We start from the raw sequence: 16,527 nt of genomic DNA on the forward strand, positions 1-16,527 counted from the left end.
GGTGGGACGTATTGGATTCGAACCAATGACCCCCTGCTTGTAAGGCAGGTGCTCTAAACCAACTGAGCTAACATCCCAATATTTATGTATTACAGACACCGTTTGTGTCATTGCGAGTGCAAAGGTAAGACTCGTTTTCGGATATACAAACAATCTAATGTAAAAAAAAATCAATAGATTATTTGAAGGCTGAAATTCAAGCGTATAGAATTACATATTTTTTTCAATAAATAGCTCTATACGCTTCAATTTTTATTTCTTCAGCTTCTTCAAAACTTTCGATGCAATCGTATCACCGATCGCCAATGAAGAAGTTGCCGCAGGAGATGGTGCATTTAATACGTTAATCATACGATCTTCTTCTACAAATAAGAAGTCATCAATCAACCCTCCATTCTTATCACAAGCCTGAGCTCTTACACCAGAACCGCCAACTTTTAAGTCTGACTCTTTCAAATCAGGCAATAAACGTTGTAATGCTTTTGTAAATGCCGCTTTAGAATATGACCTATAAACTTCACCTAATCCCGTTGGCCAATATTTAGAAGCTACTTTAATGAATCCTTTCCATGTCAAAGACTCGAAAAGTTCACCAACATTAACATCTGTCTTTTTATAACCTTCTCTTCTATAAGCCAACACTGCATTTGGCCCTGCCTCTACACCTCCATGTATCATTCTTGTAAAGTGAACACCCAAGAATGGGAACGCAGGATCAGGTACAGGATAAATCAAGTTTTTCACCAAATAATGTTTATTTGGCTTGATCTCATAATACTCTCCTCTGAAAGGGATAATACGTACATCCAATTGTTTCAAGGCCAATTGAGCTACACGATCACTGTATAAACCTGCGCAGTTCACCACTAAATGAGATCTATAAACATCTCTATTTGTAGTGACCTCTACCCCAATACTCCCTAAGCGAATATCTTCTACTTTATTTCTAAACTTAACTTCACCACCATATCGCTCTTCAAAAACCTCTTGGTATTTTTTTGTTACTTCAGTGTAATCAATAATACCTGTCTGAGGCACATAAAGACCTGCAATACCATTACAGTAAGGCTCATAATCTTTAATTTCTGATGCTGATAATCGTTTTAGGTTTTTAAGTCCGTTTGCTACACCTCTTTCGTATAACGTATTTAGATTGTCTAGTTCTTTTTGGTCCGTTGCTACTACTACCTTTCCACACAAATCATACTTTACACCTTCCTCATCACAGAATTTAATCAACTGATTGTAACCGTCAATACAATTTAATGCCTTGTGGCTACCTGGTTTATAATAAAGTCCGGAGTGAATCACACCGCTATTATGACCTGTCTGATGTTGTGCAACATCACCTTCTTTCTCCAATACTAAAACCTTTAACTCTGGAGATTGTTGTTTGATTTTCAAAGCTGATGCCATTCCGACAATACCGGCACCAACAATGATTACATCATACACCATTGTTAGATTTTTTATTAATGTTATTATAAGACAATGAGTTGTAATTAAAAACTACAACTCATTATCAATTTATACTTTACAGCTTAAACTGCTGTTTCTTTCTTAAATAATTCTAAGAAATCAGAAACTGACATTGTACCAATATCACCTTCTCCTTTCTTACGTACTGAAACTGCATTTCCGTCCATTTCTTTCTCACCTACAATTAACATGTATGGTGTTTTTTGAACCTCTGCATCACGGATTTTTCTACCGATCTTCTCCGCTCTAGCATCTACAGTACCTGTAAATCCTGCTTCTTCTAATTCACTCATTACACCGTAAGCATAATCATTGTATTTATCAGAAACTGGTAAGACCGTAAATTGCTCTGGTGCTAACCATAATGGGAAGTTACCACCTGTATGCTCAATTAAGATTGCAATGAAACGTTCCATAGAACCGAATGGTGCACGGTGAATCATTACAGGTTGTTTCATTGAATTATCAGAATCTTTATATTCTAACTTGAAACGTTGTGGTAATTGATAATCCACTTGAATAGTACCTAACTGCCAAGATCTACCTAAAGCATCACGCACCATAAAGTCCAATTTAGGACCGTAGAATGCTGCTTCGCCGTATTCCACAACTGTATTAAGACCTTTTTCGTTCGCTACCTCTTCGATATCCTTCTCTGCTCTGTCCCAATCGGCTTCATTACCGATATATTTAGATCTATCTTCCTTATCACGTAGTGAGATTTGAGCAGTGTAATCATCGAACCCTAAAGATCCGAAAATATAAAGCACAAGGTCAATTACTTTGCTGAATTCCTCTTTTACTTGATCAGGACGACAGAAGATGTGAGCATCATCTTGAGTAAATCCACGAACCCTGGTCAATCCATGTAATTCACCTGATTGCTCATATCTATATACAGTACCAAATTCTGCAAATCTTACAGGAAGATCTCTATACGAACGAGGTCTAGCCTTATAGATTTCACAGTGGTGTGGACAGTTCATTGGTTTCAACAAATATTCTTCTCCTTCATGTGGAGTATGAATAGGTTGGAATGAATCCTCTCCATATTTCGCATAGTGTCCAGATGTCACATATAAGTCTTTCGCACCAATATGAGGTGTAACAACTTGTTGGTAACCCGCCTTCTTTTGTGCTTTTCTTAAGAAACCCTCCAATCTTTCTCTCAAAGTAGTACCCTTTGGCAACCATAATGGTAAACCTTGTCCCACACTTTGAGAGAAAGTAAATAAGTCTAATTCTTGACCTACTTTTCTGTGATCTCTTTTCTTTGCTTCCTCTAATTTCTCTAGGTATTCTGTCAATTCCTTTGCTTTAGGAAAAGTAACACCGTAGATACGAGTCAACATTTTATTTTTCTCATCACCTCTCCAGTAAGCTCCAGCTACAGACATTAATTTTACCGCTTTGATAAAGCCTGTGTTAGGAATATGTGGTCCACGACATAAATCCGTGAAAGCACCTTGCTTATAGAATGTGATTTGACCATCCTCTAAACCTTCTAAAAGGTCTAATTTATAAGGATCTTCTTTTTCTTCGAAGTATTTAACAGCATCAGCTTTAGAAATATCTTCACGAATGTAGATATTTTTTTGCTTTGCCAATTCTTTCATCTTCTTCTCTACATTGCCCAATTCCTCTGATGAGAATTCGTGGTCACCGAAATCCACATCATAGTAGAAACCATTTTCGATAGAAGGTCCAATACCAAGTTTTACACCAGGGTATAAAGCTTCTAAAGCTTCGGCCATTAAGTGAGCTGAAGAGTGCCAGAAAGTTTGCTTTCCGTCCGTGTCATTCCACGTTAATAATTTTACATTTGAGTCTGCGGTCAATGGTCTGGTGGCATCCCAAACTTCTCCATTTACTTCTGCTGCAAGTACGTTTCTTGCCAATCCTTCACTGATGCTTTTTGCTACATCCAATGAAGACGCTCCGCTTTCGAACTCTCTTACCGAATTATCCGGTAATGTAATTTTAATCATTGTGGTATATAAATTTTAATTTTTAAATCCCCCCATTTGTGCCCCTACAACTGACCACAAGTTTTGCTGTGAGAATTTGAGGTTGCAAGCTACAATTTTTACCTATTAATTCACAATGATTCATCAGCATTAAAAACTTCATTAATAAAAAATCCCTAAGATTTTCACCTTAGGGATTTTTTCTATTCAGAATTTTCGTTTAATCTCCACGTTTTCCATGTCTCTCCGACCTCAGGACTTACATTCGTCTGAGGTGTTTGAGGTTTATTATTAACAGTGATAGATCTTATTCCTACGACCTCCTTCAAATATTCAGATAATTCGTAATAAGATATATCTCCATTCGTCTCCCTTATCTTCTCCGTTAAATAATAAGTAAACAAACCGTGTTCTTTATCTTTATAAGGCAAACTCGATTCTTTACCAGAACTTGCTGTAAATACGACTAGGTTTTTTGATGCTTGTTGTTTTTTAGGAACCACTTTAAAACCTCTTGCCTCTACTAAACCTGATTGCCTTGCTCCTCCACTAAAACAGGCATCAATAAAAATTGTTACTTTTTTAGGGTTATGTTGAGTTAACATACTGTAGACTTTTTTTAGACTTATTCCCTCAAACTCTAGTTCTGTTCCATTACCGTCAATTGGTATTAAATAAGGTTCTTTTGTTTCCTCATCTGGATAGCCATGTCCCGCATAGTAAACATAAATTTCCATCTTATTTTTAAGCATTGCCGAAACTTTACTCAGTTTAGACAAACCCCTTCGCATTTTTATATAAGTACCATTTTCGATATAAATGATATTTTCCTCAGGGATGCCAATCACTTTCTTAGCAACTTCTTTAAATACCTTGGCGTCATTAGAAGCATAAAGTACATCAGCCTCCGATTCAATTTCAGTTTGATATTGAGAATAATGTTCATTTCCTATAACCAACGCCCATTTATATAAACTATTGGTACTTGATGGTGGAGCTGCAGCAGGTTTAGCACTTACAGATGTTGTTGTTGCAACTACTGGAACAGCTCGAGACATAGGTTTAACATAATTTATGGGGGTGAAATTAGCAATTTGCAGTCCTGAAGCATTAGCAATTGTTACTGAAATTTTGTTAAGACCATCATTCAGCAAAATACTCTTATCCAATTGAAGAGAATAGCCATTTTCTGTTTTAGTAACAGACTTTTCTATCTCCATTTCATTGTATTCAAAAAGATTCTGAGAATTATTCGAAATTGAAAGGGATACAATTGGAATCTCCGATGTTGAGCTGATATGGAGTTGAACAATCTGCTTATCTGTCGTTGATGGTAATGCGTTTAATCCTATATTCGGTAAAGCGTACACCTTTGAACTCATATTTTTCATCATTGCCACATCTTCATGATTGATATTCAAACCTGAAACATCCCAAACATTAACTCTTTTGGCATTTAAAGTCGTACTTGCTATTTGATTCCTTTTCTCAGAAAAATCTACCGATAAGACAAAATTCTTCTGCTTTTCCGATTTATGAATAATTCTACCTGTTGACAATTCTGACAATACAACATAGCCATCATGCGAACCACTCAGTAAGTATTTATTATCAGGGCTGATTGCAATGGTTTGAATCCATTTTTTATGAAATCTATAGGCATTTTCAAGCTCAAAAGTCTTCGCATTCCAAACTCTGATATTTTTATCATCCCCGCAGGTTACTATATGTCTACTATCGGTGCTAAATAGTAGATCTCGTATAAAACCTTTATGAGCTTCGACCTTTGTAACCAGTTCTGTACTTTCTAGTTCCCATATATATAAATCACCTGACTTATCTCCTCCAACAACGTATTTATTATTAGGACTAATACCCACTGACAATATTTCCGTCTTCGATCCCAGATATGATTTAATAGGCTCATCCGAATCAAGATCCCACATTAATACTTTTCCTCCTTTCCCTCCACTTACAAATATATTTTCTTTCTGTGAGGCAGAAATAGACGTAACGTCTCCTTTATGCCCCTTAAAAATTTTGGCGATTGATTTGGTTTGGGTATTGTAAACAGTAACTAACTTATCTTTTCCTCCAGAAATTATATAATTGTCATCGAATGAGTACTTAATGTCCAATGGGACATCTTTTATTTTATACTCAATTTCTTTTATTCTATTGTCAGTATGAAAAACTGAAATCTTACGGTTAAAACCACCAGAAACCAAAAATTGCCCATCATGACTAAAACTTAGACATGTGGGCATTTGATTTTTAGTTTCCAAAGCAGGTTTAGATTTTATTGTTTGTCCACAAAGCATCCCACTCCATAGACAAAAACAAGCTAACTTTAATACTTTGAGAAACATATTTATTCGTTTATAATGACTTAGATTTGAAAGCACTTATTTTAACACCACCTTGTACCATCAACATATCTTTATAAGAGTCCATTACACCGTAACCTCCTTGAAGAAATAGAGACATATTTTGATTTAAAACATAATCAAAACCAAGACCAGGGATTAAACCAAAGTTGATATTAGATTCTACATCTTCTTTACCTCCAGTTACATTACTTTGCTCAGTAGTTCCTTCAGTGATTACAAATTGTCCTGCATCATTAAGGGCATAATAATTATCCACCTCATCATAATCAATATCATACCCAGCAGCGAAATTAAGGTGTGCTTCTGCAAATAAGTACACTTTAAAATTATTTCTAGGGTTCAAATAGAGTTTTGGTACAATAGCGATATCAAACGTAAAAAAGTTACCTTTACCGTTTACAATGTACTCTCTTCCATAATAAGGAAACGAGCGTTGGGCATAGTAACCAGATCTTCCTGTATACTGTTGGGTATCTCCATTATAATGGTCATATCGCTCTGGAGACTGTACACTTTGTTGTTGATAAAAAGAAGGATCAAGATTGTATTCTTCACCACTAATGTATTGATAGGATAAATAATCATAATAGTAGGATGTCGTATAATTCATATACGAAAAACGGAACAATCCTTCAATAGAAAACCTGCTTGAGAAGTTGTACTGTAAACCTGCTGTTAAACCAATACCTGAGTTGACCTCTTCTGTTGCAAAAGCGTATTCTGCCGTGATATCATTATAATATTCATCATAATAACGAGCATAGGCATCCTCACTTTCTGCCTTTATCTGACCCTCAGACATATAACTAAAAGATGTTACAGAAAAATTGAGTGAGATTTTGTTTTCGAATTGAGCATAGCTATTCATAGATGCACAGAGAAATGCGACAAGCATAAGTGCTTGTAGAGTTATTTGCTTCATAGTAAAATAAAAAGTAACAATTAAACAGTTGAAGGGTGAAGATTGAGATTTGTTGTTTGGTAAAAAATCACATTCTTAACTACTTCGTTAATTTTTCGGATACAAGCATAAAGTTATAAATAAGTAATAAGTTAACAAAACATATTGTATGTTAATATAATTATTAAATTTTCACACCTCTATACAATCGAATTCTATATATTTAATAATATTAATTTTAGTATTTCTTTTGATAATTAATAAATTCGCATACAATTTGATTATTTAAACTTTTAAAAGGCTTTACAACTTTTTCATAACAAACAACAAATGCAACAGTTAAACGACGTTCTTAGTCTAATAGACAGTTATATAGGTGGCTCATTTTGGTTTGTGGCACTCTTACTATTAACTGGCTTATTTTTCACGATTTATCTCAAGTTTCCTCAGATAAGATTTTTTTCTCATGCTATAGATGTCGTGAAAGGAAAATTTGACGAACAAGACGATGAAGGAGATACTTCACATTTCCAAGCTTTAGCAACTGCTTTATCTGGCACAGTAGGTACTGGTAATATCGCTGGGGTTGCTTTAGCAATTCATTTAGGTGGCCCTGCTGCATTATTCTGGATGATTGTCACTGCCTTTTTTGGTATGACTACAAAATTTGTGGAAGTAACTTTATCTCATAAATACAGAGAAAAAACTGCTGATGGTACTATGGCTGGTGGCCCTATGTATTTCATGAAGAACAAATTGAATATGAAATGGATGGCTGTACTTTTTGCTATTGCTACGGTTTTATCTTCTTTTGGAACGGGTAACTTACCACAAGTTAATTCCATCGCTTCTTCTATTTATGCTACTTTTGGAGTTGAACAATACATAACAGGTGCAATTTTAGCCGTTCTTTTAGCTTTTGTAATTTTAGGTGGTATCTCAAGAATTGCCAAGGTTACAGAAAAACTGGTACCAATGATGGCGGTGATCTATTTCATTGGATGTCTTGCTGTTATTTTATTCAACTTTGAAAATATTCCAGATTCGATTGGTAAGATTGCAAGCGACATTTTCTCAGGTACATCAGCTACTGGAGGTTTCTTAGGAGCAACTTTCGCTTACGCCTTTAACAGAGGTGTCAACAGAGGTTTATTCTCTAACGAAGCAGGTCAAGGTTCAGCACCAATTGCTCACGCATCTGCGAAAACAAAAGAACCTGTTTCAGAAGGTATGGTTGCGATTTTAGAGCCATTTATTGATACTATTGTAATTTGTTCACTTACAGGCTTAGCGTTACTATCTTCTAATGTTTGGAGAGAAAAAGTAGACAATACATTCCAACAAACCGACCTTCAGGTTTTAAGTTCAAGATATGATGATCGAAAATCTAATCCGAATAATGATCGTGAGAAGCTTTCATTTCATATTAGCGGAAAAGAAAAATTACCGACTTACACTGGTGAATTAACCGTAGTTGAAGGTGTGATAAAAAGTACTGTTACTTTGATTCACGCTCGATCTGTAGCTGAAAATGTTCAAGTATTGTTGGAAGGTGAAAAATATAATGGTGCCTTAGAAGTGAAAGAAGGTGTCATCCAATGGAAGTCCAACCTTTTAATCAAAGGTAAATCACTAATCCACTCTGCTCCTTTAACCAGTTTGGCATTTACGAGAAGTTACTTTGGTGATTTCGGTAAATATATTGTCTCTATTGGCTTATTGTTATTTGCCTTCTCCACTGCCATTTCATGGTCTTATTATGGAGATAGAGCCATGACGTTCCTTCTAGGATCAAAATCAGTAATTTATTACAGAGGTGTATATGTAGTTTCATTCTTTGTCGGGTCATTTGCTGACACTACAATTATTTGGACCTTATCAGGCATCACAATCGCCTTGATGACTATTCCTAACTTAGTGGGTATTCTGATCTTAAGAAAAGATATGAAAGACAGTTTAAATACGTATTGGGAACATATGGAAAAGAAATTTGGTATTAAGCAATAGTTATTGCATTTTATAATATTGAAAGGGTTTTGTTATAAATAATAGCAAAACCCTTTTTCTTTTCCCATGAAATTATCTTTCAACATCATTCAACAAAAAAAGTGACCTCGATATGACATCAAGATCACTTTCTCTTAAAAGAATAATTCTTTATTTCGATTACTAAAAAAGGCTTACTTTACTTCAAAAGACGTTTCTAAACGAATATCATCTGAAGCGGCTCCTATCATTATTTTAAATTCTCCAGACTCCACTACACATTTCATCTGTCTATTCCACAGACTTAAATCATCAGGAGTCAAAGTGAGTGTCACTTCTTTTTCCTCTCCAGCTTTAAGGTCAACTCTATTAAACCCTCTCAACTGGATAATTGGTGTAGCAACTGAACTCACAACATCTTGGATATATAATTGAACGATTTCTGTACCGTCTACCTCAGAAGTATTTTTCACTTTCAATTGTACGGTTAAGTTCTCATTTTTATCAATTTGACTTTTCGAAAGTGACAAGTCATTGTACTCAAATGTACTGTAGTTCAAACCATACCCAAAGGCAAATAGAGGTGTACTTACTTCATCTACATAATGATGTGATGAGGATCTCTTGTGATTATAATAGAGCGGTAACTGCCCTTCACTTCTTGGGAATGTAATTGGCAACTTCGCAGATGGATTTACTTTTCCTGAAATAATATCAACTGTTCCTTGTCCACTTAATTCCCCTGCATACCATGTTTCTAAGATAGCGGCAGACTGCTCTACTTCATCATTTAAAATCAATGGACGACCATTTTGAAGTACTAAAATAATAGGGGTACCCGTAGCATGAATTGCTTCGATCAAGCCTTTATGATAGGTACCTAATTCCAAACTAACTTTATCTAAACCTTCACCCGATTCTTCAAGAGACTCCCCTACAACAACAACAGCAACATCTGAATTAGCCGCTACTTCTACTGCTTCTTCATACATAGAGAATTTACTGATTTCAAAATCAGGCTTCACTTGCCAACGTAAACCAATACCGTTAGAATCAACTATACCAGCATGTTCCATCTTTAGTTTATATTGATGTCCTTTCTCTAGACGAATTGTACGTGTTCTTGTTACATTCCATGATTCATCATTCCAACAATCTATAAATAATGAATCCTCTAAGAATAATCTACCATAATCATCAGCAACCAATGCAAAAGTATATTCACCATCATATTTTGGAACAATATAACCTTCATACTTTGTAGAATAATTGGATGCACTCACTCCAGCTGCAGGACTTAAATTATGCCAGTTACGAATCAATTCAGAAGTCACTTCCGTTACTACTGCATCACCTGTCAGATCTGGAGAATTGAAAAATTGTCTTGTTAAACCGCCTTTCTCACCGTCAAATGTAAATAATACTTCAGGATCAATATGTTCAAATGCATTGGCAGGAAGTTTAGGGTTTACATACTTTACATCATAGTTTGTATTCTCAAAAGCGTTTACGATAGAAATACCCTCTACTTCTTTAGGTGAGTAGCCTCCTAAGTTCACTTGATTAGCCATTTTACCAAGTACAGCTACCTTCTTTACCGTGTCAGACAAAGGCAAAATTTGATTATTATTTTGAAGCAATACAATGGATTTATGTGCTGACTCTAGTGCTAAGGCTTGATGTTCATCGCAGTGATAACGTTCTTCTTTTAACCCTTCATCAATGTATGGATTTTCAAACAAACCTAATCTGAATTTTACATATAATACACTTGCTACAGCACGGTCCACATCCGCCATTGCTAAGGTTTTGTCTTCAATCGCATCTCTGATTGATTGTGCAAAAACTTCATGGGAATAATCATAAAACTGCATGTCCAACCCTGCTTTTATTGAATTTGCAATGGCCTCTTTTGGCGTTGCTGCAGTAAAGTGGCTGTTCTGTTGTTTGGCAATGGCTCCTAAGTCTGAAATCACCATTCCTTTGAAACCCCACTCCTCTCTTAAAAGATCTTTCAATAACCAATCATCCGCTGCTGCTGGAATACCATCCCATTCATGATACGCGGCCATAGCTCCCAATGCTTCAGCTTCCATAAATGCTTTTTCAAAAACATATAAGAAATTTGACCTTGCTTCTCTTTCTCCAATATATACCGGAGAAGTGTTACTACCTCCTTCTGGAATACTATGAATACCAAAATGTTTAGGTTCAGCAACAATAGCATCATCTTTGGTAAGGTCATCGCCTTGCATCCCTTTGATGACAGCCACACCATTTCTTGCTGCTAGATAAGGATCTTCTCCAAATGTTTCTTGAACACGGCCCCAACGAGGCTCTCTTCCGATTCCTAATACTGGAGAAAGTACCATATGAACGCCTACAGATCTTGTCTCTCTTGCTACTGCATGACCAATTTTTTCCATTAAAAGCGTATCCCACATACTCCCCATCCCGATCGGAACTGGAAATGCAGTTGATTTCTTTCCTTGGTAACCATGCAATGCTTCTTCAATAAATAAAACAGGAATACCCAGGCGAGTTTCTTCCACAAAATAGCGTTGCATTTCATTCGACAACTTGGCATTTTCAGGATAATAATCATGTACAGATCCCACACTTTTATCTCCTAATAGTGCTTTTGCTTTCTTTTTATCAATCGCCCCGTTTGAAGTTATGGAACCGCCCGCATACATATCTAATTGTTGGATTTTTTCTTCCAATGTCATATGACTAACCAGATCCTGCACCCTTTCCTCAATAGGAAGTTTTGCATTTTTGTAGGCTGGTTTTTTCTTATTTACTCCCGCTGACATTAGAAGTAAAGAAAGACAAACAATAAAGTACTTCATTTCAATTTAGTTTATTAGTTTATATATACTTGATTATTTAATGTTATCACCATTTAGGGTTTCATCTGCGTAATCATTAGGTACCTAAGTCAAACAATAATGATTAAAATAATGGCTTCTTTTTTTTCCTTTCAATTTTGAATTGTGACTATATATAAAATTTTTGAGTAAGAATATTACCTCATTTCATTTATAAGTAGTGTAAAGATAACGGGTAAGTAGCAGGACACTCAAAATTAAGTTATGAACTAAAACGTATATTTAGTGTACTATTTCGACATTTATCCTATTGATTATGGAGCTTGATGTAATGAAAGAAAGGTTCTATACACCAACAAGAAAAGTTTGAATTTGGTAAGAGAAGGAAATAGTATTGAATTATAGCTTGTTTTTATACTAGAATATCTACATTAAAAGTATTATATCATGAATCCAGCTTGAAGGTGGTGAAATTACGATAAAAAGAAACGCCCAACATATATTACTATATTGAGCGTTTCAACTTTATGAGTAACATAAAGTACGTAAATAAGATCTTTCACTTATTCACGATTTCAACCAGCTATGAAGACCAAAGGTTAGAAACAATATTTCCACTTTTGGTATATCAAATATATAAATATTTTTTAATACTGTTTACATAACAAATGTTAAGCAAACTGAATAAATCACTTGTTTATTAAGATTTACCTCAAAGTTACAACCGTTACTCCTGCTCCCCCTCTATCAGGATGATCGTCAGAAACGTTCTTGATCCCTCTAAATGACTTAAGATGATTACGGACTACCTCTCTTAAAGCTCCAGTTCCTTTACCGTGTAAAATACGAACGGAAGTTTCACCGAGCATCAATGCTGTATCCATAAAATCATCTAATTCATACATCACCTCTTCTGCTCTTTTTCCTCTAAGATCAAGCTGAGAATTAAAATCAATTCTTCTCTGCGTAAGATTTGATGCTGCACTTTGTGAAGACACTATATCTCTAACTTCTTTTCTAAATTCTTTCTTACTGATTCTCTCCAAACGGTTTAATTTCACATTTGTACGGAGTGAACCAATAATAATTTCAGCTTCTTTGGCTGTCAAGGCAGCAACCTCACCAATAGAACCCTGTCCTTTTATCCTCACTGCATCACCAATGGTAATTGTACCACCTATCACCTCATAACTTGGCTCTTCTTCTTTCTTGTTGGTGATTTTCTTAGAAGGCTGATTACTATTCTTGAAGTTTTCAATGTTCTTACGAAGCTGTTTCGTCTTCTCTTTTTCAGCGTTGGTCTCTCTAATCTCTTTGATTGTCAACTCAATCTTGCGGTTGGCTGTATCCAATACCTTTTGGGCATCTTTGCGAGCCTTATCCATTATATTCTGCTTCTTATTCTGAAGCTCGATTGATTTCGTTTCAAATTTCTCAGTAGCTGACTTCAACTTCTGTTCTAAACGACTGACTTCTTTATTTTTCTTAGTGAACTCCTTCTTTTCTTCTTCAAGATTACGAAGCAATTCTTCCATATTGATCTTCTTTCTACCCGCTTTATGACGTGCAATGTTGACGACTTTCTTAGGTAAACCGATTTTCTGAGCAATCTCTAATGCAAATGAACTACCTGGCTGACCTTGCTCCAATTTATAGAGAGGACTTAGATTTTCTACATCATAACGCATGGCTCCATTCTGTAAACCATTCTGCTTTTCTGCATAAAACTTAAGGTTAGCGTAGTGAGTAGTGATCACACCCCACATCTTCTGATGGTTCATTTGCTCTAAAATAGACTCAGCAATCACACCACCTAATTCTGGTTCAGTACCCGATCCAAATTCATCAATTAGCACTAACGACTTTGGATTACCTCTTTTCAACATGGCTTTCATGTTAGTCAAATGAGAAGAGTAAGTAGAAAGGTCATTTTCTAATGATTGATCATCACCATAATCCATCATGATATCATCGAAAATACCCATCTTTGAACCTTCCATCATTGGCACTAACATACCGCATTGGAACATGTATTGTACCAACGCCACCGTCTGCATTGCAATCGACTTACCACCGGCGTTCGGTCCAGAAATTAGCAATATTCTACCTCTTTCCTCGTCCAATTCAATCTTCTGTCTCACTACACTGTCCTTTTTACCTTGTTCAGTGAAAGACCAAAGCAAAATAGGGTGAGCCACATGATACCAAGCGACTAAAGGTTCATCCACAATTTCTGGTTGAATTGATTCTTGCAACATCGCAAAATTTGCCTTTGCATTGATAAAATCAATAACACCTAGATAGTTATTACCTTTTCTAAGTCCTGGAACTTGAGGTCGGATTTTATGAGTGATTTCTGTCAGAATACGAATCACCTCTTGACGCTCTCTTAACTCTAAATCTTTGATAGAGTTATTCAGCTGTAATAATTCCTGAGGCTCAATATATACTGTCTGTCCTGTAGAGGAAGCATCATGCACGAAACCTGTTACATGACGTTTGTGTTCAGCAGGTACCGGCACCACAATTCTACCTTCACGAAGCGTTGGGATAGCGTCTTCTTTGGCATACCCTTTTTTCTTCATCTGTTGAATCACAGAAGCCGTTCTTGAACGAAGACTTGACAGTTCACGGTGTAAAGCCTGTCTGATTTTCACCAACTCAGGAGAAGCGTTATCTCTCACTTTTCCTTTGTCATCTAAAATCATATCAATCTCATGAAGGATCATAGTGTCAAATTCTACTCCTTCACTGATTTTGACTAATTCAGGATATAATGCAGGGTCTACACTATTGAAAAAAGTCAAACACTCTTTCAACGTTGTTAATGCTGTTTTTAAATCAAAAAGTTCTTCTTCCAGCAAAAAGGCATTGACGATTTCCACTTTGTCAAGGAAAAGACCTACATCAATAAAACCTGAATGAGGAAACGACTCCCCTGCCTCGTATATATTTACACACTCGTTAACCTGAGCGGTTCTTTGTCTAACAAATCTTGCATCTGAAGTGAAACGCATTTTATCTACAAAACTACGTCCTACTTCACCATTACATTTATCCTTTAAAAGTTCTCTTAGCTTATCAAAACCAAGTTTTTCTTCTAAATTTTTAGGATATAACATATTTCAATTTTCTTTTTATAAAAATGTATTCTACAAAGATGTAGAATGTATTTTGATTCTGAAAAAATTAATAACCAAAAGAAAAGCATGTTTGAATCCTCTCTTCTGATTACTCCAAACATGCTTATTGAGTTCTAAACAAACCCTATGTATTATCTTAAGTTCTCTTTCATCAATTGGACTTCTTTTTCCAACTTCTCATACCATTCTTTTCCATATTTTGAAATGAAAGGCCCTTTCAAAAATTGGTAGACCGGTACTTTTAATTCCTTTCCTAATACACAAGCATCAGAGCAGATTTCCCATCTGTCATAATTCACCGCATCGTAAGCATCATACTTGGTGATTCTTGCCGGGTATAAGTAACAAGAAATCGGTTTTCTATAAGAGACTTTTTTATCTAAATAAGCTTTCTCAATAGCACAGTGCAGGTACTTTTTCTCATCATAGATGGCATAAGCACACTCTCTGTTATCGATTGTTGGAGTGGAATAATCACCTTCAAAATCTTTGATGTATTTTCCTTGTCGTTCTACTTCTGCAATTCCCTCAGGAGACATGTAAGGTTTTACTTTCTCATAAACCTCTTCCATTTTCTCCAACTCATCCTCATTCAACGGTGCACCAAGATCACCTTCTACACAGCAGGCTCCTTTACATTTGTCCAAGTTGCAAACAAACTCCTCAGACATCATGTCATCACTTAAAACGACTTTATCAACTACAATCACTTTTTTAAAAGATTGGTTATTATTCTTTTCACAAAACTTGAAACTGAATTCTAAAACAATTGTTTCAAGTTTATTTCAATATGCAAAAGTCGAATATTCTGAATTAAAATGCTCATTATTGGTCGTTAACTTTTGAAAATCGCATAAAAAAAGGGATTGCATTGCTACAATCCCTCTTAAAATATGATCTAATGTTACTTATACAGAAACGTTATTGTCTCTTAAAGCATCATTTAATGAAGTCTTTCTATCAGTACTTTCTTTTCTTTGACCGATGATGATCGCACAACCTACTGAGAATTCACCTGCTGGGAATTTCTTAGTGTAGCTACCTGGGATCACTACTGATCTTGGAGGAACATAACCTTTGTATTCTACTGGCTCATCACCTGTAACGTCGATGATTTTAGAAGAAGCTGTAAGCGTTACGTTTGCACCTAATACTGCTTCTTTACCAATGTGAACACCTTCTACTAAGATACAACGAGAACCTACGAAAGCACCATCTTCGATGATCACTGGAGCAGCTTGAACTGGCTCAAGTACACCACCTACACCAACACCACCTGAAAGGTGAACGTCTTTACCGATTTGTGCACAGCTACCTACAGTTGCCCAAGTATCTACCATTGTACCTGAATCAACATAAGCACCAATGTTCACGTATGAAGGCATCATGATTACCCCTTTGTTTACGAATGAACCGTAACGAGCAATAGCGTGAGGTACTACACGAACACCTTTTTCTGCGTAATCACTCTTTAAAGGAATTTTATCATGGAATTCGAAAGGACCAACTTTGATAGTTTCCATTTCAGCAAGTGGGAAAAACATAATTACAGCTTTCTTTACCCACTCGTTTACTTGCCAACCATCAGCCACTGGCTCAGCACATCTTAAAGTACCTTTATCTAATTCCTCAACTGTAGCTTTTACAGCATCAATATATTCTTGTTGTTGCAATAACGCACGGTCTTCCCATGCTTGCTCGATTAATTGTTGTCTAGACATTTTGATTCTCTCGTCTTTTAGTTTGAGATATTTAAAAATCGTATAGCCTTATCAAAAGGCCACGCAAAAGTACATAATTTTGATGTGATTTATAGAATGGTTATAGAAT

Annotated in this window: 9 protein-coding genes and 1 tRNA gene; 1 reads left to right on the forward strand and 9 read right to left on the reverse strand. The window is 35.8% G+C overall.

From position 1 onward, the window contains the following. Positions 1-2 precede the first annotated feature (2 nt). The 5 genes from IC221_RS20565 to IC221_RS20585 form a co-directional block, all read right to left on the reverse strand. A tRNA-Val gene (locus IC221_RS20565) sits at positions 3-77 on the reverse strand. A gap of 175 nt (positions 78-252) precedes the next feature. Beyond that, complete coding sequence (gene lhgO, locus IC221_RS20570; protein WP_044209774.1) at positions 253-1,455, reverse strand: L-2-hydroxyglutarate oxidase; 1,203 nt, start codon at positions 1,453-1,455, stop codon at positions 253-255. Positions 1,456-1,541: 86 nt separating this feature from the next. Beyond that, positions 1,542-3,467: a threonine--tRNA ligase gene (thrS, locus tag IC221_RS20575; protein ID WP_188170762.1), complete on the reverse strand. Its 1,926-nt coding sequence runs from the start codon at positions 3,465-3,467 to the stop codon at positions 1,542-1,544. A gap of 182 nt (positions 3,468-3,649) precedes the next feature. Continuing rightward, a complete protein-coding gene (locus IC221_RS20580; RefSeq protein ID WP_188170763.1) occupies positions 3,650-5,713 on the reverse strand; it encodes a caspase family protein in 2,064 nt (687 codons plus the stop codon). Between the two features lie 112 nt (positions 5,714-5,825). Further along, complete coding sequence (locus IC221_RS20585) at positions 5,826-6,758, reverse strand: hypothetical protein (RefSeq protein ID WP_188170764.1); 933 nt, start codon at positions 6,756-6,758, stop codon at positions 5,826-5,828. A gap of 309 nt (positions 6,759-7,067) precedes the next feature. On the opposite strand from IC221_RS20585, the gene IC221_RS20590 reads away from it, so the two are divergent. Further along, positions 7,068-8,744 (forward strand): sodium:alanine symporter family protein, encoded by a 1,677-nt coding sequence (locus IC221_RS20590; protein WP_188170765.1) that lies wholly within the window; start codon positions 7,068-7,070, stop codon positions 8,742-8,744. A 173-nt stretch (positions 8,745-8,917) separates the two neighbouring features. Here IC221_RS20590 and IC221_RS20595 read toward each other — a convergent pair whose 3' ends face one another. The 4 genes from IC221_RS20595 to IC221_RS20610 form a co-directional block, all read right to left on the reverse strand. After that, the gene (locus tag IC221_RS20595; protein WP_188170766.1) at positions 8,918-11,575 is read right to left on the reverse strand and encodes a glycoside hydrolase family 3 N-terminal domain-containing protein; all 2,658 of its coding nucleotides are present in this window, start codon (positions 11,573-11,575) and stop codon (positions 8,918-8,920) included. Between the two features lie 686 nt (positions 11,576-12,261). Further along, positions 12,262-14,676, reverse strand: a complete 2,415-nt coding sequence (locus tag IC221_RS20600) for an endonuclease MutS2 (protein WP_188170767.1) — start codon at positions 14,674-14,676, stop codon at positions 12,262-12,264. Positions 14,677-14,828: 152 nt separating this feature from the next. Then, entirely contained in the window at positions 14,829-15,407 is a 579-nt protein-coding gene (locus IC221_RS20605; protein ID WP_188170768.1) for a DUF3109 family protein, read from the reverse strand. Between the two features lie 198 nt (positions 15,408-15,605). Continuing rightward, positions 15,606-16,418 (reverse strand): 2,3,4,5-tetrahydropyridine-2,6-dicarboxylate N-succinyltransferase, encoded by an 813-nt coding sequence (locus IC221_RS20610; protein ID WP_188170769.1) that lies wholly within the window; start codon positions 16,416-16,418, stop codon positions 15,606-15,608. Positions 16,419-16,527 lie beyond the last annotated feature (109 nt).

It is taken from the genome of Flammeovirga sp. EKP202, assembly GCF_014534745.1.
In the GTDB taxonomy this organism is placed as follows: domain Bacteria; phylum Bacteroidota; class Bacteroidia; order Cytophagales; family Flammeovirgaceae; genus Flammeovirga.